This is a genomic window from Rhizobium sp. CCGE 510 (assembly GCF_000292525.1).
Taxonomy (GTDB): Bacteria; Pseudomonadota; Alphaproteobacteria; order Rhizobiales; family Rhizobiaceae; genus Rhizobium.
In genome coordinates this window covers 31667-57140 of the sequence record NZ_AEYF01000040.1, presented here as the reverse complement: position 1 = coordinate 57140, position 25474 = coordinate 31667, and the positions used below count along the sequence as shown (strand labels likewise).

Here is a 25474-nt window from a genome sequence, read left to right as displayed (position 1 = left end):
TGAAGCATGGGGCGATGCAACAGTTGGGTAGGAGCCTATGCTGCAACGGATTGAAGACATTGACGCAGCGCTTGTCGACAGGCTGCAGCATTCGGCATTCAAGTACTTCCTGAAATATTCCAATCCCGAAAACGGCCTGGTGGCCGATACATCGATCGGCGGCGTGCCGGCAAGTATCGCAGCCGTCGGCTTTGCCCTTTCCTCTTATCCCGTCGGTGTCGAGCGTTGCTGGATCAGCCGCGCGGAGGCAGCCGAACGCACGGTCAATACGCTGCGGTTTTTCGCCGAGGCGCGTCAGGGCGAGGAACGCCACGCCACCGGCCACCGCGGCTTCTTCTACCATTTCCTGCATATGGATACCGGCCATCGCGCCTGGAACAGCGAGCTGTCGACCATCGATACGGCGCTGCTTGTCGCCGGCATCCTGACGGCGGCGCAGTATTTCAATCGCGAAGACGACGAAACGGAGACTGAAATCCGTGAACTCGCGACCTTCATCTACGAGCGCGTCGACTGGCGCTGGGCCCTGAACAAGGGCGACACCATTGCCATGGGCTGGAAGCCGTCTTCCGGCTTCCTGCGCTGGCGTTATCACGGCTTCGATGAGGCGATCATCCTCTACACACTGGCGCTCGGCTCGCCGACGCACCCCATCCCGCAGTCTTGCTACGACGCCTTTACGTCAAGCTATTCCTGGATGCTGCACGGCGAACAGTCCTATCTCTATGCCGGGCCGCTGTTCATCCACCTCTTCTCCCATGCCTGGATCGATTTCCGCGGCATTCAGGACAAGCCGATGGCCGAGCGGAACTGGGATTATTTCCGCAACACCCAGGTGGCTATCAACGTCCAGCGTGATTATGCCGAGCGCAATCCCGGCCAGTTCGTCGGCTACAATAAGAATATCTGGGGTTTCTCCGCCTGCGACGGTCCGCCGCCGACGCGGCGCATGCGCGGCGGCCGTCAGCCGAAGGTTCTGGGCTATGCCGCCCGCGGCGCCCCGCTCGGCCCGGATGACGGCACGATCGCACCCTGGGCAGCCCTTGCGTGCCTGCCCTACGACCGGCAGGCGGCTATGGACGGCACCAAGGCGCTTTTGACCAGCTATCCGAACCTGCTCTTGGAAGGCGGCTTTCCCGGCGGCTTCAACCCGACAGTCAAGACCAAGCGGCCGGAAGGCTGGGTCGACGACCGCACGGTCGGCATCGATCAGGGTCTTCTCGTCATGACCCTCGAGAACGAGCGCTCCGACTTCATCTGGAAGCTGATGCGGCAATCGCCGGCCATCCGCCTCGGGCTCGAGCGCGCCGGCTTTACCGGCGGCTGGCTCGAAGGCATCGAACCGGAAGACCTGGTGCGCAAGTTCGGCTAAGCAATTCCAGGAAAAGTGCGAAGCGGTTTCCGTCAGGAATCGCGTTAAAGCAAGAAGTTAGAGCGGTTCTGCGCGTCCTCGGACGCGCGACGCTCTCACTCAGCTCTCGAAGACATGCGCCTTGCCGGCAATATCCAAGCGAACGAGATCGCCTCGCGCCGGCAGCGCGACACTCGAGGTCTTGATCAGGATCGGCGGCAGCGCAACGCCGTCGAGCGAAACGGCAACGGTGCAAACCGCGCCGCCGAATTCCACCTCGACAACACGTCCGCCATGGTTGCGATCGCTTTCATCGGCAACGACGCGGATCTGCTCGGGCCGCAGCATGATCTCCGCCTTGCCCTGACGGCTGCCTTCGACGGCGACGCGGCCAAGCGCACAGTCGGCCAGGCCGTTCCGAATGATGGCGGGAAGCAGCACGGCATCGCCGAGGAACAGCGCCGTCTCGCGATCCCTGGGATGCAGATACAATGATTGCGGCGACCCGGCCTGAACCAGCCGTCCTTCTCTCAGCACCGCGACCTGATCGGCAAAGGTCAGCGCCTCTTCCTGATCATGCGTGACGAGAATGGTGGTGATGCCGGCCGCCTTGAGAACACGAGCAACCGCCTTGCGCATGTTCTCGCGCAACCCGGTATCGAGTGCCGAGAAAGGTTCGTCGAGCAGCATCAGCCGCGGCTTGCGGCCGAGCGCGCGGGCGAGCGCCACGCGCTGTTGCTGGCCGCCGGAAAGCTGGTGCGGGCGCCGCACCAGCATGCCGCGGTCGAGTTCCACCATATCCAGCAGCTCGACGATGCGCTTCTCGCGATCGGCCGCACCCCGTTCGAAACCGAAGCCGATATTCTCGGCGACGCTTAAGTGCGGAAACAGCGCGCCGTCCTGCGAAACAATGCCGATACCGCGCTTGTGGGCCGGCACCGTTGCGGCGCCGTCGGCGAGGACTTCGCCATCGAGCGTCACTCTGCCGACGTCGGGCTGCTCGAAGCCGGCGATGATGCGCAGCAGCGTCGTCTTGCCCGAACCCGACGGGCCGACGACGGCGGTGCGGCTGCCCGCCTGGACCTCGAGCGAAATATCCTTCAGCGCCTGCACCGGGCCATAGCGCTTGCTGATGTTTTCGATCGTAAGCAGCGTCATTGGCCGGCAGTCCGTTTCGATTGGGTATAGAGCATAAGGGTAAGCGGCAGCGACAGAACGACCATCATGAAGGCATAGGGTGCGGCCGAAACATAATCGATTTCGCTGGTCAGCGACCAGAATTTCGTCGCCAGTGTATCGACGCCGTTGGGCGACAGCATCAGGGTTGCCGTCAGTTCATTGGTAATGCCGAGGGCGGCGAGCGCCACGCTGGCGGCCGCTCCGGGTGCGGCAAGCCGCATGGTGATCTGCCGTACCGCCTGGCCAGGCGTCCGGCCAAGGCCCATCGCGGCGCGCTCCAGCTCCACCGGTGCCTGGGCGATGCTGGCGCGCAACCCGACCATGGCGCGTGGCAGGAAAAGCATCACATAGGCGACGAGCAGCGTTGCAAAGGTCTGATAGAGCGGCAGCACGAGACGCACGGTGATCGTCACCAACGCCAGCGCCACGACGACACCGGGCAGCGAGCCGACATAATAATGGCAGGCTTCGAGCACGCGCTGCAAACGGCTGGGCGCACGAACGGAAAGCCAGGCCATCGGTGCTGCGGCAATCGTTGCCAGCACGCCGCCGACAATGGCAAGCACGATCGTCTGCAGGAAGGCGCTGCCGACTTCGAAGCGCCAGATCCCGGTGCCGCCGAGATAGAGCCAGCGGCCAAGCGTCACCAGCGGCACGCCGAGTGTCAGCACCGCCAGGGCGACAGGCAGAATAACGGCCGGCACCACGAACCAGCCGAGCCGGCGACGGTCTGTCGGACGCGGCGAGCCGGAGCCGACGCGTGCATACCGTTCGTTGCCGCGCACCAGCACCTCGAAGCCGAGCAGAAAAGACAGCAGGCGACGAGCACGCCGCCGAGCATGTTGGAGGCAGGGCTGTTGTAGGAGGACTGGAACTGATCGACGATCGCCGTCGCGAAAGTGTCGAACCGGATCATGACGAACAGCCCGTACTCCGAAAGCAGATGCAGCCCGATCAGCAGCGAGCCGCCGCAGATGGCCAGTCGGAGCTGCGGCAGCACCGCCCGGAAGAAGACCCGCCAGGGATTGAGGCCGAGCGAGGCCGCGGCGTCCTCGATCGCCGGATCGAGACGGCGCAACGCCGCGGCGACCGGCAGGTAGAGAAAGGGATAATAGGCGATCACCGAGACGAAGACGCCGCTCTGCAGGCCGCGCATGCCGGGGACGAGGCTGACCCAGGCATAGCTGTGCACGAAGGCAGGCACAGCGAGCGGAGCGATCGCAAGCCAGGCCCAGAGCCGCGCGAAGGGAATGTCGGTCCGCTCGGTCAGCCAGGCAAGCGTCACGGCAAGCGCGATCGACAGCGGGATGGTGAGCGATTCCAGCAGGACGGTATTGACGAGCAGTTCGCCGACGCGCGGCCGAAAGACCAGGGTCTTTACCGTTTCCCAGCCGACATCGTAGGTGACCCATCCGATGAAGCCAAGCGGCACCAGGCTGAAGATCGCGACGACGGTCGCCATCAGCACCACGGAAGCATGCGGCATAGGCCCGCGCGGCAATCCCATGCACGCGGCCCTCGGCGCGATCGGCGCCGCGTCGCCGGATGCGAGCAATCTGTTGTCCTGCAGCAAGGCCGATGCCTTTACACGCTGAAAAAGGAAGGCAACCGCTTTTGAGGAGCGGTTGCCGGATTTCGTCATGCCCTAAGGTTTTCTTGAGCCAAAAGCAATAGTTTTGGCCGGAAGTCGCCTGCGGCAGAAGGTCAGATCAGGCCGGCGGCCGTCATCAACTCCACGACCTTCTTGCTATCGAGCGTCGAGGCTTCAACTTTTGGCGCGTTGAGATCGGCGAGCGGAGTGAGTTTGTCGTTGGAGGCCGCGTCCTTGCCGACGGCATATTCGTAAGAGTCACCATCCCTAAGAACCGTCTGGCCGGTCTTGCTGGTAAGGAACTTCAGGAAAGCCTGGGCTTCCTTTATGTGCTGCGTCGACTTCAGGATGCCGCCACCCGAGACGCTGACGAAGGCGCCCGGATCCTGGTTCTTGAAGTAGTGCAGGCCGACATTCTTGCTGTTCTCGCCTGTTTTGGCCTGATCGCCGAACCAGTAATAATGATAGATGATCGCGCCTTCGACTTCGCCTGCATTGACGGCCTTCATGGCGACGCTGTTGCCCTTGTAGGGCGTGGCATTTTCCTTGAGAGCCTTCAGCCAGTCGGCAGTCGCCTGCTCACCCTTGAGCTGCAGCAGCGCAGCGACGATGGCCTGGAAATCGGCGCCGGCTGGTGACGCGCCCCAGCGGCCCTTCCAGGCCGGATCAGCAAGGTCGAGCATCGACTTCGGCAGCTTGTCTTCGGTGAGCTTCGTCTTGTCATAGGCAAAAACGGTGGTGCGCGCGGCAATGCCGGTCCACATCCCGTCAGCCGGGCGATATTGATCGGGAACCTGATCCAGCGTGTCCTTTTCGATCGGGGCAAAGAGGCCCGCGCCATCGACCAGCGTCATCGCCGGCGAATTCTCGGTCAGAAACACGTCGGCCGGCGAGGCGTCGCCTTCCTGAATGATCTGGTTGGCGAATTGCATGTCGCTGCCCTGCCGCATGGTGACCTTGATGCCGGTCTCCTTGGTAAAAGCATCGATCCATTCGCGGCCCAGGCTCTCGTGCTGGGCATTGTAGACGACGAGACCTTCGTCCTGCGCATTGGCGCTGCCGGCGAGCGCGGTGGCGGAGAGAAGCGAAGCGGCAAGCGCGAGAGAAAAACGGCTAAGAGCAATGTTCATGATGGCCTCCGTGGGATCTCACCCGAGGTCTCCAAGGGTGATGAGAGGCGTATATTTTTCCTGACTGAAGATTTCAAGTTTGGCTCGGTCGGAAAAGCCATCACAATATCTTGACTGAATATTTCATATTACAACGGGAATAAATCGCGATTTGCCAAAAAAGGCGACCCTCCTTGAGCGCCGCCTTTCATTGTAGCTGGCTATTCGACGTCGAACTTGACGCCCTGCGCAAGCGGCAGCGTCCTGCCGTAATTGATCGTGTTGGTGGAGCGGCGCATATAGGCCTTCCAGGCATCCGAGCCGGATTCGCGACCGCCACCCGTTTCCTTCTCGCCGCCGAAAGCGCCGCCGATTTCGGCGCCCGATGGCCCGAGATTGACATTGGCGATGCCGCAATCCGAGCCGCGGGCGGAGACGAAGGTTTCGGCCTCGCGCATGTCATTGGTGAAGATCGACGACGACAGCCCCTGCGGCACGGCATTGTGCAAGGCCAGTACTGCGTCGAAATCGCTGTATTTCATCACATACAGAATCGGCGCGAAGGTCTCGTGCTCGACCGGGCCGGTCTGATCAGGCATTTCGACAAGCGCTGGGCGAACGTAAAAGGCGTCAGCCGAACCATTGTCGACGCGGTCGCCGCCGGTCACCTTACCGCCAGCCGATGTCGCTTCGCCGAGTGCTGCCTGCATCTTCTCGAAAGCCTGGCCGTCGATCAGTGGTCCCACCAGCGTGCCGGTCTCGAGCGGATTGCCAATGGTGACGGAGCCATAGGCCTTCTGCAGGCGTGGCACCAATTGGTCGTAGACGCTGTCGTGCACGAAGAGACGGCGCAGCGTCGTGCAGCGCTGACCGGCCGTGCCCATGGCGGAAAAGGCAACGCCGCGCAGCGTCAGATCGAGATCGGCGCTTGGGCAGACGATCGCCGCATTGTTACCGCCCAGTTCGAGAATGGCGCGGGCAAAACGCTGCGACAGCCGCGGACCGACGGCGCGGCCCATGGCCGTCGAGCCGGTGGCGGAAACGAGCGGGATCTTCGGATGGTCGACCAGCACTTCGCCGACGTCACGGCCGCCGATGATCAAGGTCGACAGATTGGCCGGCGCCGTGCCGCCTTCTGCGACAAAACGCTTCAGCGCCTTCTCGAACAGCGCCTGCACGGCCAGTGCGGTCAACGGCGTCTTTTCCGACGGCTTCCAGACGGTGGAATTGCCGCAGACCATCGCAAGCGCCGCATTCCACGACCAGACGGCAACGGGGAAATTGAAGGCGGAGATGATGCCGATCACACCGAGCGGATGCCAGCTTTCCATCATCCGGTGCTCGGAGCGCTCGGTGGCGATCGTCAGGCCGTAGAGCTGACGGGAAAGACCGACAGCGAAATCGCAGATATCGATCATCTCCTGCACTTCGCCGAGACCTTCGGAGGTGATCTTGCCGACTTCGATCGAGACGAGACGGCCGAGCTCAGCCTTGGCGGTGCGCAGTTCCTCGCCGAGCAGGCGGACCAGTTCGCCGCGCTTGGGTGCCGGTACGGCACGCCATTCGAGGAAGGCCTTATGCGCCTCTTCGATCGCCGCTTTCGCCTCGGCAACCGAATGCTCCCTGAGTTTGCCGATTTCCTTGCCGGTGACCGGCGAGCTGACCGACAACGTGCCGCCGTGATAGCGGCCGGCATCGACGCCGAGTGCAGCAAGCAGCTTGGCGGTTTCGGTGGCGAGATCGAGGACGGCGATGGTCATTGTCGTGTTTCCAATCTTGTTGTTCTCAGAAGCGAGTTTCGCTTCCCGGAAGCTCTACCGGTTCTCAGAAGCGGGCATCGGCGAAATGGGCGACCTGAGCGCCGGCTTCGTACCATAGTTCTTTCAGCGCGCGGAAGCTCGGTTCGGTCGGCGAAGTCAGCGGCAGCGGCAGGTCGGCTTCGGCAAGCCGCCCGAGGACATGCTCCGCCAGCGTCCGGCCGAAGACCGTGCCTGGCGCAATGCCGCGGCCATTGTAACCCGAAAAGCCGATGACCCCAGGCGCGAATTTGTGAAAGCGCGGCAGCGCATTGTCGGTCATGCCGATCTGGCCATACCATTCGCACTCGAATTCGACATCGCCGACAGTAGGAAACAGCCGCTTCAGGGCGCGCTTGGCCCAGCCCTTATGCACGGTAAGCCCGGTATTGCGCAACGCCCCGACACTGCCGAACACCAGACGCCCAGCCTGATCCATCCGGAAGGAGGAGAGGATTTCCTTGGTATCCCACGCGCCTTCCCGGCCCGGCAGGATAGACTGACGCAGATTGTGGCCGAGCGGCGCGGTGGCGAAATTGAAATAGGGCAGATGCACCTGTTCGCTGCGCACCTGTTCCCACGGCCCGGTGCTATAGGCATCCGTCGCGACGATGATCCATTCCGCGCTGACTTCGCCGCTTTCGGTCTTCACGCTCCAGCGGCTGCCACGACGCTCCGTTGCAACGACCGGGCTGGATGTGTGAATGGCGGCGCCTGATTTGACGGCGGCGTGGGCAAGACCGCGCGCATAGGCCAGCGGCTGCAGCGTTCCGGCCCGCATGTCGAGCAGCGAACCGGTATAGGCATCGCTGCCGATGCGTTTGGCCGTCTCCGCCGCATCGAGCAGCGTCACGGCGGCGCCGCGGGCGGACCATTGCGCCGCGCGTTCCTCGATCTCCTTCAGCCCCTCCGCACCGACGGCGCAATGCAGCGTGCCGTGGCGTTCGAGTTCGCAGGCAATCCCGTATCTGTCGATCAGTTCCATGACCAGCTTCGGCGCATTGCCGAGCAGCTCGAGCAGACGTTCGCCATGCACCGGGCCGAGCACGCCGGGCAGATCGTCGGGCATCACCCACATGCCGGCATTGATCAAGCCGACATTGCGCCCCGCCCCGCCGAAGCCGATCTCCTTGGCTTCCAGCAGCACCACTTTCGACCCGGCTTCGGCTAGATGCAGGGCAGACGACAGGCCGGTGTAACCGCCGCCGACGACGACGACATCGGCCGATACCGCGCCTGCAAGCGGCGAGGTGGCCGGTGGTTCGGCTGCGGTCTTTTCCCAGAGGCCGTGGGAGCGCGGATCATTCAGCATGGCTCAGTCCGATCGGAACGAAATCGCGGTACTCTAACGCATATGATGAAGTGTTGAAGCCGCCATTTTACGCGACGGTCTTCAGTTGCAGGCCCGCAAGACCGAGCGCCTCCATCGCCGCATCCAGCGATGCCGCCTGGCATTCGGCATAAAGCGCCAGCTCGTCCTGGACGGTCGCGCCGAGTGCTGCCTCGAAGGCGTCGCGGTTCGACCGGGTCGCATAATTCTGCTGCTGGTCGGTGCCGAGGTTCGACTGAAAGATGCCGGCTGCGCTGACCGGCAGAAAGTCTTCATAGACGATCGGGGCGAAGGCGAGATAACCCTTGGCCATCAGCGCCTCGGGATCGCCGGCCAGCGTACCGCGGACGGCTGCGGCAATGCCAGCTGGCGTGGCGAAATAGCGGAAGAAGGCCAGATCCTGCCTGCGCAGCTCGTCCCAACTGTCCGGCAGCGCCTTGAAACGCTCGGCGAGTTCGTTGTCGTAGGCGCCGGCTTTGGCGCCGCCGGCGCCGACCTGCACCTCGCCGCGCACCGAGGCGAGCAGCCGGTCGTAGAGCGCCCGGCCCTTTGCCGTCAGCGCCACGCCGCGCTGTTCGATCTCGCCGAAGCGGGCGGTATGCGTACCCCGGTTCGTACCGTCGTCGCCGGAAAAGCCGATCCTTTCCTCCAGCGCCTTGAAGCTCGTCTGCCGCAGCAGAATATCGCAATGACGGCGCGGCGGCCCTTCGATGACGGCCTTCGGCGTGATGCCGCGTTCCGGCATGCGGGCCTGGACCGCGTCGATATCGAGCGTGCGCGGCGTCAGGTGGTTGATATGCGGCCCCTTGAAGCTGACGACGTCGGCGATCAACCGGTGTGCATCGTGCAGCCGTTTGTAAGTCTCGGCGCTGACGGTCGCCTCGCCGTGCCACCGGAAGGTTTCGAGCGCCTCGGCGACGAATTCCATCGCTTCCGCCTCGGTCAGCCCGCCGTTCCGCTCATGACGCTCGATCAGCGCGATGGCGCGCGGCGTATAGATGCGCCGTGCCGCCAGAATGGCCGCCGCTTCATCGCGCAGCCCCTCGTCCTCGATCAGCTCCAGCCGTAACAGCGAGGTGAAGACGCGGAATGGATTGACGTTCAGCGCCGCCTCGTCGACCGGCCGGAAGCTGGTGGAATGAACAGGCACGCCGGCAACCGAAAGATCGTAATAGCCGACAGCCTGCATGCCCATGACCGCAAACAGCCGGCGAATGGTGAAAAGCTCTTCTGCCGTACCAAGCCGGATGGCGCCGTGGCGCTCGACATCGATGCGCTCGAGTTCGCCAGCGCTGGCCAGGCGCGCGCGCAGTTCGGGGTCGTTTTCGAGGCAGCCAGCATTCACATCCGCCACCAGTTCGATCAGCGTGCCGTATTGCGGCACCTCCGCCCGGTACATCTGCGACATCGCCTCGGTGAAAAGCGAACGGATGCGGTCTGTGGAAACGAAGGTTTTCGGCATTGGGAACTCCGGCTCATTCCGCTTTTGCAGGATGCATCTCTTTACAAGCACCCCAAAGCCGGAAATATCGATATTTTGGAAATAGCTCATTCTGAAACGGAATGATCATGTTCGCTTCAAGACGATTTTTGCCGTCGATTTCGCATCTGGCCGCCTTTGAGGCGGTCGCCCGCACCGGCAGCGTGACGGCAGCGGCGCGTGAACTCGATCTGACCCAGAGCGCCGTCAGCCGTCAGGTGAGCGCGCTGGAGGAGCAGCTTGGCGTCGAGCTATTCCTGCGCGAACGCCAGACCATGCGGCTGACGCTTGCCGGCGACAGTTATGCCCGCGAAATCCGCGAGGCGCTGCGGCGCATATCCAGTGCCTCGCTCAACCTACGCGCCAATCCGCATGGCGGCACGCTCAATCTCGCCATCCTGCCGACCTTCGGCACGCGCTGGCTGGCGCCACGCCTCGGGCGTTTCCTCGCCGCCAATCCCGGCGTCACCATCAATCTGGTGACCCGGCTTTCGCCCTTCGATTTCCGCCTCGATTCGATCGACGCCGCCATCCATTTCGGCCATCCGCACTGGCCGGGCGCCGAACTGGCCTTTCTGATGTCGGAGCGCACGGTACCGGCCTGCAGCCCTGATTTCCTGAAGCGATACGCAATCTCCAGGCCAGAGGATCTGCTTTCGGTTCCGCTGCTGCACCTGACGACGCGTCCCGACGCCTGGGAGCAATGGTTCGCCGTCAACGGCGTTTCCTTCGAAAGCGTGCACGGCATGCTCTTCGACCAGTTCGCCACCGCCGCCCAAGCGGCGATCGCCGGCCTCGGCATCGCCCTCCTGCCGACATTTCTGATGCAGGAGGAGATCCGCCGCGGCGATCTCGTCGCCGCCGTCGACCGTGAAATGGAAAGCCGCGAGCGCTATTATCTCGCCTTTCCGCCCGAGCGGGCCGACTATGCGCCGCTTGCCGCCTTTCGCGACTGGATCGTCGCGGAAGCGGCCGCCAATCCAGCCGCGTGACGAACGGCTTGCATCGGCATGGCGCTTTCGACCATTATGCCGCCAACCAACCCTTTGCAGGAAATCCCCATGAAGCCGATCTTCGTCCAGCTCCAATGCGCCCCCGGCAAGACCTATGAGGTCGCCGATGCCATCTACCAGACCGAACTGGTCTCGGAGCTCTATTCCACCAGCGGCGACTACGACCTGCTGCTGAAGGTCTACATCGAGGAAGGCCAGGATATCGGCAAATTCATCAACGACAACATCGCCAATATTCCCGGCATCGTCCGCTCGCTGACGACCCTGACCTTCAAGGCGTTCTAAAGCAATTCCAGCAAAAGTGTGCAGCGGTTTTGCGTCCGGAATTGCGTAAAAACAAAAGACAGAGCATTTCCGTGATTCGAAGAAAAACGGAAATGCTCTGATTTCCCGTCAGACGCGGTTAACCTTTTTCGCGAAGAATCGCCTTTCGGGAGGCCGCTTAAACCGCGGCTTAACGCCGGAGAGATCTGGTCGTTGCTATAAGAGTCCCGCCTCAACTCGGGGCAACGTGCGCAGCGATAGGTGGAAAATGGCGATCCTCGAGGCAGATAGGGTGCGCGAGAAGGCGCAGCCGGAAACGGCGCCGCTGATCGTCCATGTCGTGCGCCAGTTCCTGCCCAACCGCGGCGGGTTGGAAGACGTGGTCGCCAATCTCGCTCGCCAGACTGTCCGGCGCGGTTATCGCGTCCGCGTCGTCACGCTCGATTCCCTGTTCACCACACCGGAGGACAAGCTGCCGCCGCGCGAAAACATCGACGGTATCGAGGTAGTGCGCATCCCCTGGTCCGGTAGCAGCCGTTATCCGCTGGCGCCTAAGGTTTTCCGTCATCTCGCCGATGCCGATCTCGTGCACGTCCATGCCATCGACTTCTTCTTCGACGCGCTCGCCTGGGGCCGACTGCTGCATCGCAAGCCGATGATCGTCACCACCCATGGCGGCTTCTTCCACACGCGAAAGTACGCGGCGATCAAGAAGATCTGGTTCAGGACGCTGACTCGCGCGTCGGCGATGGCCTATCGCCGTGTCGTCTGCTGCAGCGCCTCCGACCTCAAACAGTTTTCGGAAATCGTGCCCGACAGCCTGCTGATCGAAAACGGCGCCGATATCGGCAAGTTCGCCGACACCGCTTCGCGCCGGGCAAAGCGCCGCATCGTCACCATCGGCCGGTTCTCGGTGAACAAGCGGCTGGACTATCTGCTCGATGCGATGGTCATGCTGAAGACCCGCGACCCGGAATGGCATCTCGACATCGTCGGCGCCGAATCCGATCTGAACCAAGCGGACGTCGAAGCCGCGATCGAAAGCCGGAAACTTAACCGCCACGTCACCCTGCACGTGTCACCCGACAACGGCGCCATCCGGCGGATCATCACGGATGCCTCGCTCTTTGCCTCCGCCTCGGAATATGAAGGTTTCGGCCTGGTGGCGCTTGAGGCGATGAGCGCCGGGCTGCTGCCGGTGCTGAACGCCAACGATGCCTTCGCAACACTTGCCGAGCGGCATCCTGTTATCATGCTTGCCCATTTCACCGATCCTGAGGCCGCCGCCACAGCGATCGAAGCGGCCTATGAAGGTCTTTCGCGCCAAACTGAGACCATTCGCGCTGGGCTTCTCGACGCCGCGCGCGGCTATTCCTGGGATATCGTCGCCGGACGCTATATCGATCTCTACAGATCGTTGGATATCGTCGCCGTCGAAAGCATCTGATCCAGCCCGCTGAATTCCGGTCACGCTCTCGCTAGACGAATGATTTCGTCCAGCACGAATTTGCGCGACTGCGGCGGCGTCAGATTGTGGTCGGCATCCGGCAGCATCAGCAACCGCACGTTCGGATAGCGGGAAAGCCTGGCGCCGCGCGGCCCAAAATGGAAATAGACGTGGTCGAGCCCGACATCGCCCTCGCTGTAGATCAGCGTCAGCGGCACCTTGCGTTTGCCGAACAGTGCGAAAGAATGCCTGACCTCGCGGGCGATATGGCGTCGGTCGGGAAGCAGCTCCAGCAGCGGCGCGATCCACGGCGACAGCCGGCGGCCGGCGGCGATGACGACATTCTGCAGCGCCGAAACCACATCCACCTGGCCGCGCAACAGCCGCTTCAGCGTATCGAGCCGCGCCAGGCGCTGTCCGTAGTCATCCAGGCTGCGGGGAACGGAAACGACATGTTCCTTGCGCACCGGTATCTTCGGGTCCCAATAATAGACGAAGGGATTGATCGACACGACGGCCTTCAGACGTTCATCGGCAACCCCAGCGCGGAAGGCGAGATAACCGCCGCTGCATCGGCCGGCGACCATGACCGGACCGGTGACAATGCTTTCCAGCAGATCGAGCGAGGCGACCGCGTCCGCGGTCTGCGTATCCGAATAAAGCACCTGTTCCGGTGCATCCGGCCGCGGCGGGCTGTCGCCGACATTGGCGGAATCGAAACGCAGCGAAACGACGCCTTGCCGCGCCAGCTCGCGGGCCATATCGACCGTCGTCCGCCCCCAGCCGGCGTGCCGGTCATAGGCGGTCGACAGGAACAGCACGGCATTGCCCTTGATCTCGCCCAGCGGCCGGCTGACCACGCCGACCAGGTGATCATGGCTTCCGAAACGGATCGGCATCTCCGTAAAACCGTCGCCCGCAAGCGGCGGGTTCTCGATCGCTGCCGATGAATGGGCTGCGGACGTCTCCCTCGTCGTTGCCTCAAGCCACGTCGTCAACAGCGCGATGACATCCATCGGCGTCTTGGCAAACAGCGGATTTGTGGCGAGCTCGTCATAGCCTTCGAAAGGCCCTTGCTCGACCTCGGCGCCAAGCGCCCTCACCGCATCGGCAAAGCCGGTATCCTCGGACTTGGCGGGACGTTCAAGGATCAGATAGCGCGAGGCTGCAAGCCCCTGCGGTGAAGCGATACTGAGCTTGCCGAGCTCGGCAGCGATCTCCTCGGGCATGACCAACCCGGCGATCTGCACCTTCGCCGTCTGGACGTGCTCCTTGCCGAGGCCGAGATCGGCGTCGATAATCCTGGACCACATGTTGAGTTCACGCAGATAGGCCCGGCCGCTCAGCACCGGGGCCAGCATGACCAGGCTGTCGACGCCGTCGATCGAGGCGCCGACGCGCTGGGAAAGTGTCGCACCGAGGCCCTGGGCGATGAGGATGATGCGGTCGCAGCCGCTCAGCGATTTCAGCTTGGCGGCGGCCGCGCGGATCGAATTTTCCCAGGTTTCCAGCCTTGCCGGCAGCGCGCCGAAATCGAGCGCATCGCCGGTGCCGCGATAGTCGAAGCGCAGGCTCGGCACGCCGATGTCGGAAAAATGCTCGGCCGCGACGCGGAAGAATTTGCGGCTGCACATCTCCTCGAAACCCCACGGGCTGACAAAGAGCACGGCCGCCGATCGCTTCTTCACTAGGGGATTCTCGGGCATGAACAGCCCGACCGTGCCGTCGAACACGACAGGCATGGCAGCGCTGCGTCCCGCACCCTCGGCCGGCTCGAGCGAGAATTCGCCGGGCGCGACCTTGGCGCGATCGGGATCGCCGGGAAGCCGCGGCGCAATGAAATTGATCGCGTAGCCCACAGGCCGGCGCAGCAGCGACGGCATCTTTTCAAGAATGGAGCGCATGACGTCGACATCCTCGCCCGGCACGGCGCGGAGCACGCGGAGCGCGGCGAAATAGCAGAATGCACCGGCGACGATTGCAGCGAGCAGTCCGGCCGGGCCATGGAGGAATTCCAGCACGGAAATCGCGCCGCAAGCGCAGAGCACGGAGGCAAGCGTCACCTTCGTCAGACTTGTGTAGAGACCCGAAAGCTGGGATCCGAATCCTGTCTGCCTGATCATCATCACCGACATCGCAACGAAAACGAGGATGCGCACGAGTGCGGCACCCTCGGCTGCAAGCCTAGGTACGATCAGTAAACAACCCGCTACCATGAGAAGGCCACCTATCACACTGATGTTCAGGCGGGAGCGAGCCCGGTCCATCGACAACAGGTAGAGGCTGAGGATCTGCATGAAGGTATAGGCGGGCGCGACGAGCGCCAGCAGCGCCACCACCGTGCCGCTGCGGCGGAACGCCTCGCCGAACACCACAAGCACCAGTTCGCTGGAGATCGCGGCAAGCCCGAGGCTCATCGGCAAGACGATATAGGCCATGCTGCGGGTAACGGCGGCGAAGACTTCGACCGGCAAGGTCGAATCGTCGCTGCTGTGCCGCCGCTCGGAATAATAGGGCAGCAGGCTGCCGGTCATCTGGATCGGCAATTGAAGGGCGATATTGGCGATCGACAGGCCGACGGCGTAGTAGCCGACCATCTCCACCGACCAGAATTGCTGGAGGAAGAGCAGTTCCAGCCGATTGAGGAAGATGGAATCGATGATGAACTGGATCGACAGGATGACGGAGGAGGAGGCGAGCGATTTCAGCGACACTCCGCACCAGTCGCGCCGCGAAAGAAGGATCGGCAGTGTGGCGAAAAACAGCACGAGTTGGCCGAGCGCATAACCGACGAGAACACCCTCGACGCCATAGAAAACGGCGCCGACGGCAACACCGGCGAGCTGCAAGATCGAGACGGCGACCGTCAGCCGGAAGAAGGCACCAAGCCTTTTTTCGCCGATCAGGTAGAATTTGACGAAGGATCCGATCGCCTGGACGAAGAACAGCACGCCGGTGACCAGAGCGACGGAGGGCGCGGTATCGGCCCAGTGCATCTCCTCGGAGGTCAGGAAGAACAGAGCGTAGAGCGCCAGCAGCACGACGGTCGAGAACATCATGAAGCTGACGAGGATGGCGGCAAAACCGCGCCGGCGGCGCGCGTCGTATCCTTCTGCCGAAAGTTGCGGCAGAGTCTTCAACAGCGTGATGCTGGAACCGAGCTCGGCAATCGAGGCGCCCGTGACCACCAGCCAGAGCGAGAAGGCGACAATGCCGTTGGCTTCCGGCCCGAGCAGCCGCGCCGTGATGATCGATGACACGAAGCCCGTCAGCAAAAGCAACATGCCTGCCGCCGCATTCATCACCGAATTTGCGATAATACCCTTCGACATCTATCCATCCGCCAGGATCGGCCCTTGAGGCCCGACACTCGCCATCTCTAATGCGAAAATGTTAAAATAAAGCGGAGTGGCGACCTCACCTTAGCTCGCCTGCATCGCCGCCAGCCTCTGAAGCGCCTTCTCATAGCTATTGTCAGCGAGATAGCGCAGCAGGAATTCCCGAGCCTTTTCTGCCTTCTCAAGCGCACGCTCAGGCGCAAGGTAGATGTCCCTCAACTGCGCCGCCGCAGCTTGCGGAGAGGGATCCGCCCAGACCGCGCCTGCAAGCCCGACAAATTCGGGATGAGTATCGACGACAGGAATGAGAGAAGAGTCGACCAGCCATGTATTATCAGGATCGCAGAAGTCCGCCGTGCCCGACCAGGCGGTTGAGATAACCGGCGTGCGCTGCATGATCGCCTCGGCAACCGTCAGCCCGAAACCCTCGGAGCGATGCAGCGAAAGATAGGCGTCGGAGGAGCGGATGAGGCCGTTGATCTCGGCGTTCGACAGCCTGTCGGTGACGATCCTGATGCGGCTGTTGCCCGCAACCGAAGCGACCAGCGCGCGCAGGCCTTCATCCTTGTTCACATCGCCACTGGCCTTCATCAACAGGAAGGCGCTTGGGGCTTCGGCGGCGAATATCCTGAAGGCTTCGATGACGGCCCGCGGATTCTTCCGGTTGATCGAGGAGCCGCCGCTGAAGATGAAGCTGACGAGAAAGGCATCCTTCTCGATGCCGAACTTTTCCCGCATGCCTTCGCTCGCCGGCGCCTCGGTGACGGGATGCGGAACGACGATGACGGGTGCCTTGGTGAGCGGCGCAATCACTCGCCGGGTGAATTCCGACGGCACAAAGACGGCATTCATGTAATGCATCGCGTTGCGCCACTCGGCCGGCACGACTTCGAGCTCCCAGGCGAAGTAACCGATGTTGTAGGCGCGGGTGAAATTGGCTACGCCCTTCTTCAGGATGGCGCGCGGCAGCATCGGCGGATTGAGGTGCCAGACACGGCTTCCCGGCGGCTCGGTGGAGAGATGCGACCGTACCCATCCGGCGAAGGAACCCTCGTCAGGATGCGTGCTGACATCGGAAAGCGAGATCGCCCTTCCCGCCTCCGACAGAGCGCCGGCGCAAAGCCTTGCCGATTCGCCGACGCCGACAGCCATCGAGAGATAGCCGACGATTTCCACCGGCTTGCGCGGATTGAAGGCAAGACGCGACCGCGGGATCAGCCGCTGCAGCACATGGGCACGCAAAAAGCGGTAAGTCGTTCTCAAATCACGGTCTTTCTCAATGAATTGGCATCATCCTTCGCAGGGACATCAGCCCTCGATTGCGACGCGATGCGAACTGCCTAGACTTCTGATCTCGCCTGCAGGCGCAATATCGCTTTCGGTGCCAGGCAGCGCAGAAAGCGTTACGCGCCGCATCGCGCCGGGGGCCAGATGGAACCAGTCGTCTTCGGCCCGGTAGCCTTCGATGTCGATATGCACCGACTGCGCCAGCCGATCCGTCTTCAGATCGACGAACCAGTCGTCGCCGTCTCGGCCGAGTGATGCCTCAATGCCGGCATCATGCAGCGCCTTCCCCCGTCCGCACGGGAAGTGGAAGCTTTCCGCCAGCACGGCGCCGTCTTCCAGCGAACGCAGACGCGCGACACTCGCATCATGCGACGGCGGCCCGAAACGGAAGGCATAGGTCGTGTCGAAAAAAGCGCCGAACAGCGAGGTAGCGGCAATACGCTCCGTGTCCCTTGCGGCCAGCTTGAAGGCCCTACTGCCGCTCAGCACCTGTTGTTTCCCTTCACGCAGGCAGACGACTTCGAGTTCTACCTCGAGGGCGGCATCCGTCTCGTTGATGATGTGCACGTCGAGACCGTTGTTTCCCTCATCGGTGAAAACCACCTGAATCGGGCGGAATGCACGGCGCATCGCATACCAGACCGGCTTCGGCTCCCCGGTGGAATCGATCACTCCCCAACCGGGACCGGGCAGCAGGTCCTGCAGCGTCCAGACGAGGGCGCCGTTACAGGAGGAGCCCTTGCGCCGCCATTCGGCAAAGGTCTCTTCGATCACCTCGCCGGTGATGGCGCGGGAAAGATCGAGATAATGCCCCGGATCTTCGCGGCGCAGCTGAGCCGGATCAAGGTCGTAGAGAAGCTGCAGGTAGAAATCGCGAACATCCTCGAAATCCCACGAAGCGCTGCGGTCGCGCGGCACGCGGGCCTTCCAGAGCGGGCTGTGGACGGCCGGCACGTCGAGATGGCGGTGCAGCGTCCTCTGCTGCGGCACATGCGCGAAGGCAAGGCTTTCGGAGGCAAAACGCACATCGGCGCGGCGTGCATCGGCAATCGGCCGCATATAGGCGCCGACACCGTAATAATGGGCGATACCGGCATTCGGCGAAAACGGCATCGCCCCGCCATGTGGCGAATTCGGGACATAGGGCACATCGGGTCGCATGCGCGTGGCGATCGCCGGGATGATCTCATCGGTGACCGGCCCGCTCCAGAATTCCACGGGGAGACCCAGCATCGCCGCCTGCTGGTGGATTTCACTGCCGCCGCAGAGCACCGCCAGCGATGGCGATGCCTGGACGCCATGCAGGAATTCCTCGACTTCCGCATGCACATGGCCGAGAAAAGCCTTGTCGTTGCGCGGATAATCGAAATTGGCGAACATGAAATCCTGCCAGACGAGCAGACCGAGTTCGTCGCAGAGCCCAAAGAAATCAGGCGTCTCGTAGGCCATGGTGCCGCCGATGCGGATCATGTTCATGCCGGCTTCAGCGGCAAGCCGCAGGAACGGTTCATAATCTGCCCGCCCGCCCGGCAATCGGACGATATCGGCTGTCGTCCACACCGCGCCGCGGCAGAAGATGCGTTCGCCATTGACGGTGAGCGCGAAGTCATCGCCATCGGCGCCGCGGTTGACGTCAATACGCCGGAAGCCGGTTGTACCGAGCGGATATTCCACACCGTCGGAAATCAGCGTCAGCTCATAGAGGCGCGGAGCGCCATGCGTATGCGGCCACCAGGGCTCGATGTCGGAGAGCTTGAGGATCGCCGAGTAATGATTGTCGCCGATCTTCTCGAAGGGCTGCTCCATCCCGCCGCAGTGCAGCAACATCGCGGGATGCTCGGCATTGCTGTGCAGAGAAACGCTGAGACGGCCGATCCCACTCTCCTCCAACACCGCGCGGATGGAGACGTTGTCGATCGAGACGGGATTGCGCCGCACCATCGAAATCGGCCGCCATGGCCCGACGGCATGGATATCGGGGCACCAGCCCGGCATATGACCGAGCAGCGTCGTGCGGAAATTCTTCAGCCCCGCCGGCGTGATCATCTGCGGCCGCCAGCGCGCACGCGGGCCTGGCTCCGACAGGCGGGGGCCGAGCGCCCGGAAGCAGAGCGCCAGTTCGTCGCCGCCCGAAAGCGTCACCGGAATCTCGTGCGCCGTGAACATGCTCTCGGAAAACAGGATTTCCTGGCCGTTCAGGAAAACATGGCAAAGCGTCGCGAGCCCTGCAAAACGCAGGATTGCCGCGCCGGGCTCGGCATCGAACAGCCGGCAGAGATACCAGGCGTCTCTCGTGTTCAGCGGTTCGGGATTTTCCCGATCGAAGAGACCGGCCTTTTCGAGGGCGCCAGCGACGGTTCCGGGAACGGGCGCTGGGATGAACCGGGCAGAGAGCGGGATGTCGTGCGGCACGGCGCAGGCGCCCGGCTCCGTCAGGATCAGGTTCCAGCCTTCGGAAAGTAGACTTTCCTCCGCACCGATGCTTGCCAAACGCCCCCGCATGGTCAGATCTCCGGCCTCAGATTCGCCCCGCAAGCGACACCATCATGGAATCCCATGCATCGGCAGCCGGATCAAGGGCTGCCTGCAACGGCTCGAACTTCCTGCGGGTGACAGCGCGGGCAAGCTGGAACTGCACCGATTTCGCCACTTCCGAAATGCGCCGCGCATGCTCGGCTGCCGCCGCGAGGTCACCGGGCGAAAGCCAGGTCAGATAATCGGCCGCAAGCTCGAAATTGGCGCCCACCTGGCGAAGCGTGTTGAAGGCGTATTTGTGGAAGAAGCCGAACGGCCGCTCCGCCACCGCTTCCACCTGTTGCGGAAAGACGCTTGCAAAGGCGCGGATCGGGTTTTCGCAGGGACGCCTGGTGAAATGAACGCCGGCAAGCCGCCGTGCGGTCGAATGCAGATGCGCCTCATCCGCGGGCTTTTCCGGGAAGCGGGCAAATTCCGTGTAGGGCAGGAACGGCGGGTTATCTTCCGTCAGCTGCAATTGGAACAATCCGTCGAAATCCTCGCCTTCGAGGCGGAAATAGCCGGCATTGTGGAAATAATCGACGTGCTTGGCCGCAACGTCCAGCCGGTTGATCGCCACCGTCGTCTTGCCGTGTTCCTGCCGGTAGGCAGTGCCGCGCGTATCCGGCATATAAAAGGAATCCATCTCGATCAGGCAGAGACGGCCCCGCGCGATCTGCACTTCGACATGCCGTTCGACGCGGTCGTAGATGGCAAGCTCGGTCGCGCGAATGCCGTAGAGCGCTTCGAGATCTTCGAGTGGCACCTTGAAGAAGGTGAATTGGTCGCCCTCGAAATCCTGCGTCAGGGTGAAACCGAGCATGGCCTCGGGCGCAACGCCCGAAGTCGCCAGCACCTCGATCCAGAGATCGACATAGCAATTGGTTTCCGGCCAGGCGCGCTCACTGGAATGCAGCGCATGCGCCCGATAGGTTTCCGGGTCGATTCCCGAAAATACCGATGTCATCGACCGGCTCAGCCCCACAGCGTTTTCCGGACGCTGGCCGGCCATTCCTTCACGTCGAGCCCGTGATGATGGAAGAGAGCCAGCGCGATCCGCTCCAGTCCGAAGCCGACGCAGGCGGTGTGCGCGACACTGCCGTCCTCGAGATTGAGACCCCACTTCGTCCCGAAAGCGTCCTGATGGTAGTTGAAGCTCATGCAGGCAGTCGGATTTGCGGCCGAGGTGATCGGGATCAGCAGTTCGAATTTCAGGTTCTGGTCGCGCTGGTTGTTGGCAAGCATCTTGCCGGCGCGGCCGAAGAACGGATCGTTGGCGACGTCGATCGTCACGTCGAGGCCGACGGCCTTCATCATCTCGACGCCGCGATCCATCCAGCGCTGGCGGAAATCGGTGACATGCTGTTCGGTACCCATGCAGACATATTCGCGCATGCGGAACAGCTGCTGGCGGGCCGGATCCTTCGACGGCTCGTGGCGGAAGCAATAGGATTGCAGGTCGAAGAGGCCGCCTGTCTTCGGCAGGTTGCCGCGCTTGGCGATCGTCGGATAGAGCGGATAGCAGGCAGCCGGCGTCAACACGATATTGGTCGCCTCCTGTCCCTTGGTCCAGTCCTCGCCCACCTCCATGCATTGCAGCAGGCTGACATGATCGAGTTCGCTGCCGCAGAAGCTGTGCACCGTGCCGGCGAGTTGCGGAAAGCTCTTCATGTAGCCGCTCTTTTCGAAGAAGGCGCGGTTCATGCCCGGCGGAAAGCGCATGGCCTCCGCGCCGTCGGCGCCGCCGAACGTGTCGACCAGGCGCTCGAAGGCAGCGATCACCTCTTCGAACTGGCCGCTGCGGCCATAGAGCCCGTCGATGCCGGTATCGATCAGCAGGCCGGCTTCGAAAAGCCGGTCGAGAAACGAGGTCTGCATATCCATGACTGTCACCCCAGTAGGCTAGTGTCCTGCTTATGGACAAGAAGCATGCTCGACGTATTGCCGAGGATGCGGTCGTTCGAAATCATCAGCTGTGCGGAATGCGCGTCGCGCAGATGGCGTCCGAGGCTGAAGGGCGTGCCATTCTTGTAGCCCATGATGCCGCAGATCAGCATGGCATGGTTGACGATCTCCAGGATCGTCTCGGACGAGGCGATCTTGACGTTGTTCATCGTCACCGCAAATCCCATCGAAGACAGCCTGTCGACATCGACCTTGGCATCCTCATAGGCCTTGAGGCCGGCAACCACATTGGATTTTACCATCTGCAGCAGGTTCGAAACCTCGGCCAGGCGCAGCGCGCCCGGCGGCTGGGCATCCGGCGTCTTGCGGGCGGCGGCGCGCACGAAAGCCTGAGCGCGTGCGACGGCGTCGACGGCGATGCCGTACCAGACGCCGCTCCACAACAAGTGCGAGGAGGCGAGCATGGATTGCGCGGCGATCTCGGCGAAGGGCTTCGGCAGGATTTGATGCGCCGGCGCCTGCCCCTTGAAGAGGAATCCGTCGGAGCAGGTGCCGCGCATGCCGAGCGTATTCCAGACATGCGTTTTCTCGAGCGTGTACTGGTCCTTGAGGAAGGCCGTCAGCACCTGATCGGAGGAAGCCGCCTGCGCGTGGGCACGCGAGGTGATGAGAATGGCGTCGGCATGCGAGCCATAGGAAATGACGGTCGCATCCTTCGCCAGGCGACAGGTGTCACCATCGACCTCGACCGCGCAAATACTGTTGCGCAAGTTACCGCCAATGCCACCTTCTGTGGTGGCCGATGCGATCAGCAGCTGATTGGCGGCAATGCGATGCATGAAGTCGCGGTGCCATTCGCTGTCGGTCCCGTGTTCAACAAGGCTCGACAGCTTGATATGATGCATGGCGAAGACCATGGCGCTTGCCGCACAGGCCTGGCCGAGCATCGAGCACAATTCGGCGATCTCGGTGATCGAGGCGGATTCGCCGCCGAATTGGCGCGGCACCTGGATGCCGAGCAGCCTTTCGGCCTTCATCGCATCCACGGCTTCGCGCGGAAAGCGAGCTTCGGTGTCGACGGCATCGGCGTGTTTCGCCGCGATTTCGGCAACGCGGGCCACTCGTGCGACAAGACCGTCCTGCATGATCTTCACAGGGAAGTTCATCAGGCGACCTTCCGGCTGTCCCGGATGAGATCAACGGTCCGGGCGATGGCCGAGATGCTCGCGAAGGATTTGCGGTTCAGGAGATTGTCGGGAAATTCGATGTCGAACGCCTCTTCGATGCCAAGCATCAGCTGCACCGAAGCAAAGGACGTCAGACCGGCCGCATAAAGATCGGCTTCGTCGGCGACCTGGTCGATCGACGCAGGAAGTTTGCCGTATTTGGCTACGAGGTCGCGGATTGTCTTATGCATCCCATCACTCCAAGATTCTCATGATCCCGAACCGGCGTTCATCGCCTTGTCATGAGCGTTCTTTTAGTGCGGAAAACAGAAAATTCCGCTAATTTATAGCGTTAAATATGATTGAGGCTCACAGTTAGAATTTTAGCGACCATTTCGGTGCTAACTAAAATAAAATTTATATATCAATAATTTAAACGATTTTCGAGAGCGATGATCGCCGCAGCTTTCAGCCCAGTGCGTACAGAAATGACACGAAAAACACCCGTTTTCCTCAATCAGCGGGCGGATAGGAATGCTCGCCGCCGCGATAATCCGAGACGGAATAACATCCGTCACCGCTAGCCCGGATGGCATTTCCGCTGACAACGGCCTTGCCGTGACCGCCCGGGATATCAAGGATGTAGGTCGGCTGGCAGAGACCGGAAATCTGTCCGCGCAACGCGGAGACGATCCTCTGCCCCTCCTCGATCGTCACTCTGAAATGACTGGTACCGGGCGCCAGATCAGGATGATGCAGGTAATAGGGTTTGACACGGATCTCGACGAAGGCCTTCATCAGTGCTGCAAGCGCATCCGGATCGTCGTTGACGCCCTTGAGCAACACCGACTGGCTGACCATGGGGATGCCGGCATCGACGAGGCGGGCACAGGCAGCACGCGCTTCCGCCGTCAGTTCTCTGACATGGTTGGCATGCAGCGCCACATAGACCGTCTTGCCGCTCGCCTTCAGCGCGGCGATCATCGCCGCATCGATCTTCTCGGGATCGACAACAGGAACACGGGTGTGGAAACGCACGATCTTGACATGGGCGATCCCGGCAAGCGCCTCCATAATGTCATGGAGGCGGCGCGGAGAAAGCACCAGCGGATCGCCACCGGTCAGGATGACCTCCCAGATCTCCTCATGACCTTTGATGTAATCGAATGCTGTCTGCATCGCCGCCGCATCGAGCGTGCCGAGGCCCTGCGGCCCGACCATTTCGCGTCGGAAGCAGAAGCGGCAATAAACCGGGCAGACATGCACGGCTTTGAGCAATACACGATCGGGATAGCGGTGAACGATACCTTCGACGGGGCTATGGGCATGATCGCCGATCGGATCGGCGCGTTCTTCTCGGGTGATCGTGAGTTCGGCACTATCAGGCACGAATTGCCGTGCGATCGGATCGTCAGGATCGGTGCGGTCGATGAGCTTGCTGATCGCAGGCGTCAGCGCGATCGCGTAACGCGCCGCAACCTGCTCGAGCGTTGCACGATCGGCCGGCGCGACCAGTCCTGCCATCACCAGATCGTCGACGCTTTTGAGCGGTTTGACGGCATTCATCGTCCATACTCCGCCACCGGCGCCCAGAGCACCTGGTCGATGCGCGAAGCTCCCGTCGCCAACATCACCAACCGGTCGAAGCCGAGCGCGATGCCGCTTGCTTCAGGCATCAGCGAAACTGCGGCAAGGAAATCCTCGTCGATCGGATAGGTCTCGTCGTAGACGCGAGCCTTTTCGGCCATTTCGATCTCGAAGCGCCGGCGCTGTTCGGTAGCATTGGTGAGCTCGCCGAAGCCGTTTGCGAGCTCGACGCCGCAGGCGTAAAGCTCGAACCGCTCGGCAACCCTCGGATCGCGTGCCGAGGGACGCGCAAGTGCCGCCTCCGAGATCGGATATTCGTCGAGGATGGTAATGCGGCCGAAGCCGAGATGCGGCTCGATCTTTTCGACCAGCACCCGGCTGAACAGATCGGCCCAGCCGTCGTCGTCGGCAACACGCATACCGACGCGCGTCACCTCGGCCGCCAGATGATCGCGATCGGTCGACCCGTCCGCGGCGACCGAGGCGAGAAGGTCGATGCCGGCATGACGCTCGAATGCTTCGGCAACGCCGATCCGCTCCGGACCGGCGAAAGGATCGCTTTCGCCGCCGCGATAGGCAAGTTTTTCAGCCTTTACCGTTTCGGCCGCGAGCGCCAGGATCCGCACACAATCCATCATCAGGCTCTCGTAGCTTTCGCCGGCCCGATACCATTCGAGCATGGTGAATTCGGGATGGTGCAGCGGTCCGCGTTCGCGATTGCGATAGACATGGGCAAAACACGAGATGCGTTCTTCGCCGGCCGCAAGCAGCTTCTTGCAGGCAAATTCCGGCGAGGTGTGCAGGTAGAACGGGGCTTTTTGCCCATCCGTCGTCAGCGCTTCCGTTGCGAAGGCATGCAGATGCGCTTCATTGCCCGGCGAGACCTGCAGCACCGCCGTATCCACCTCGATGAAATCCTCGCGCGCGAAAAACCCGCGCAACGCCGCCTGGATCGCATTGCGCCCGATCAGGAACGGGCGGCGATCGGCGTGTACGGACGGGGTCCACCAGGGGGACGCTTTCGCCGAAGAGTTCATTCCAAGCTTTCTTCGCCGGAGAAGCCGGTATGGGGATGGCTATTTCCCGGATTTTAGGTTAGTTGCGCCCCCAAAGAAAA

Annotated in this window: 18 protein-coding genes and 1 pseudogene; 4 read left to right on the top strand and 15 right to left on the bottom strand. The window is 62.3% G+C overall.

Translation table 11 applies throughout. The features are described from left to right. The first annotated feature begins 37 nt into the window (after positions 1 to 37). Entirely contained in the window at positions 38 to 1372 is a 1335-nt protein-coding gene (locus tag RCCGE510_RS18380) for a glucoamylase family protein (protein ID WP_007632390.1), read from the top strand. 99 nt (positions 1373 to 1471) lie between these two features. Here the strand turns inward: RCCGE510_RS18380 and RCCGE510_RS18375 are convergent, their stop codons facing one another. The 6 genes and pseudogenes from RCCGE510_RS18375 to RCCGE510_RS18350 form a co-directional block, all read right to left on the bottom strand. Continuing rightward, complete coding sequence (locus tag RCCGE510_RS18375; protein ID WP_007632387.1) at positions 1472 to 2509, bottom strand: ABC transporter ATP-binding protein; 1038 nt, start codon at positions 2507 to 2509, stop codon at positions 1472 to 1474. Next, positions 2506 to 4172 (bottom strand): annotated as a pseudogene (locus RCCGE510_RS18370) (iron ABC transporter permease). The gene RCCGE510_RS18375 and the pseudogene RCCGE510_RS18370 overlap by 4 nt, the downstream one beginning before the upstream one ends. Before the next feature lie 62 nt (positions 4173 to 4234). Next, the gene (locus RCCGE510_RS18365; protein WP_007632386.1) at positions 4235 to 5251 is read right to left on the bottom strand and encodes an iron ABC transporter substrate-binding protein; all 1017 of its coding nucleotides are present in this window, start codon (positions 5249 to 5251) and stop codon (positions 4235 to 4237) included. Between the two features lie 200 nt (positions 5252 to 5451). Next, positions 5452 to 6990: an aldehyde dehydrogenase family protein gene (locus tag RCCGE510_RS18360; protein WP_007632385.1), complete on the bottom strand. Its 1539-nt coding sequence runs from the start codon at positions 6988 to 6990 to the stop codon at positions 5452 to 5454. Between the two features lie 64 nt (positions 6991 to 7054). Beyond that, positions 7055 to 8338, bottom strand: coding sequence for an FAD-binding oxidoreductase (locus RCCGE510_RS18355; RefSeq protein ID WP_007632384.1), 1284 nt, complete (start codon positions 8336 to 8338; stop codon positions 7055 to 7057). Positions 8339 to 8405: 67 nt separating this feature from the next. Next, positions 8406 to 9818, bottom strand: a complete 1413-nt coding sequence (locus RCCGE510_RS18350; RefSeq protein WP_037079240.1) for a VOC family protein — start codon at positions 9816 to 9818, stop codon at positions 8406 to 8408. Positions 9819 to 9919: 101 nt separating this feature from the next. Between RCCGE510_RS18350 and RCCGE510_RS18345 the strand changes: the two genes are divergently transcribed. From RCCGE510_RS18345 to RCCGE510_RS18335, 3 genes are all read left to right on the top strand, one after another. Continuing rightward, a complete protein-coding gene (locus tag RCCGE510_RS18345; RefSeq protein WP_007632381.1) occupies positions 9920 to 10828 on the top strand; it encodes a LysR family transcriptional regulator in 909 nt (302 codons plus the stop codon). Positions 10829 to 10897: 69 nt separating this feature from the next. Further along, positions 10898 to 11134 (top strand): Lrp/AsnC ligand binding domain-containing protein, encoded by a 237-nt coding sequence (locus tag RCCGE510_RS18340; protein ID WP_003567502.1) that lies wholly within the window; start codon positions 10898 to 10900, stop codon positions 11132 to 11134. Positions 11135 to 11381: 247 nt separating this feature from the next. Continuing rightward, positions 11382 to 12560 (top strand): glycosyltransferase family 4 protein, encoded by a 1179-nt coding sequence (locus RCCGE510_RS18335; protein WP_007632379.1) that lies wholly within the window; start codon positions 11382 to 11384, stop codon positions 12558 to 12560. 20 nt (positions 12561 to 12580) lie between these two features. Here the strand turns inward: RCCGE510_RS18335 and RCCGE510_RS18330 are convergent, their stop codons facing one another. From RCCGE510_RS18330 to epmA, 9 genes are all read right to left on the bottom strand, one after another. After that, positions 12581 to 15892 carry an alpha/beta fold hydrolase gene (locus RCCGE510_RS18330; protein ID WP_007632378.1) on the bottom strand — a complete coding sequence of 1104 codons (3312 nt, stop codon included), beginning with the start codon at positions 15890 to 15892 and terminating at the stop codon, positions 12581 to 12583. A gap of 90 nt (positions 15893 to 15982) precedes the next feature. Then, positions 15983 to 17161 carry a glycosyltransferase family 4 protein gene (locus RCCGE510_RS18325; RefSeq protein WP_007632377.1) on the bottom strand — a complete coding sequence of 393 codons (1179 nt, stop codon included), beginning with the start codon at positions 17159 to 17161 and terminating at the stop codon, positions 15983 to 15985. 45 nt (positions 17162 to 17206) lie between these two features. Continuing rightward, positions 17207 to 19687, bottom strand: coding sequence for a glycoside hydrolase family 2 protein (locus RCCGE510_RS18320; RefSeq protein WP_007632376.1), 2481 nt, complete (start codon positions 19685 to 19687; stop codon positions 17207 to 17209). A gap of 16 nt (positions 19688 to 19703) precedes the next feature. Continuing rightward, entirely contained in the window at positions 19704 to 20684 is a 981-nt protein-coding gene (locus RCCGE510_RS18315) for a DUF1839 family protein (RefSeq protein WP_192815326.1), read from the bottom strand. Continuing rightward, positions 20675 to 21583 (bottom strand): amino acid--[acyl-carrier-protein] ligase, encoded by a 909-nt coding sequence (locus tag RCCGE510_RS18310; RefSeq protein WP_007632374.1) that lies wholly within the window; start codon positions 21581 to 21583, stop codon positions 20675 to 20677. The genes RCCGE510_RS18315 and RCCGE510_RS18310 overlap by 10 nt, the downstream gene beginning before the upstream one ends. 5 nt (positions 21584 to 21588) lie before the next feature. Next, positions 21589 to 22770 (bottom strand): acyl-CoA dehydrogenase family protein, encoded by a 1182-nt coding sequence (locus tag RCCGE510_RS18305; protein WP_007632373.1) that lies wholly within the window; start codon positions 22768 to 22770, stop codon positions 21589 to 21591. Then, positions 22770 to 23021 carry an acyl carrier protein gene (locus RCCGE510_RS18300; protein ID WP_007632368.1) on the bottom strand — a complete coding sequence of 84 codons (252 nt, stop codon included), beginning with the start codon at positions 23019 to 23021 and terminating at the stop codon, positions 22770 to 22772. Before RCCGE510_RS18300 ends, RCCGE510_RS18305 begins: the two co-directional genes overlap by 1 nt. Before the next feature lie 262 nt (positions 23022 to 23283). Continuing rightward, entirely contained in the window at positions 23284 to 24336 is a 1053-nt protein-coding gene (locus RCCGE510_RS18295; RefSeq protein ID WP_007632367.1) for a lysine-2,3-aminomutase-like protein, read from the bottom strand. Then, entirely contained in the window at positions 24333 to 25394 is a 1062-nt protein-coding gene (epmA, locus tag RCCGE510_RS18290; RefSeq protein ID WP_007632366.1) for an EF-P lysine aminoacylase EpmA, read from the bottom strand. The genes RCCGE510_RS18295 and epmA overlap by 4 nt, the downstream gene beginning before the upstream one ends. Between the last annotated feature and the right edge of the window lie 80 nt (positions 25395 to 25474).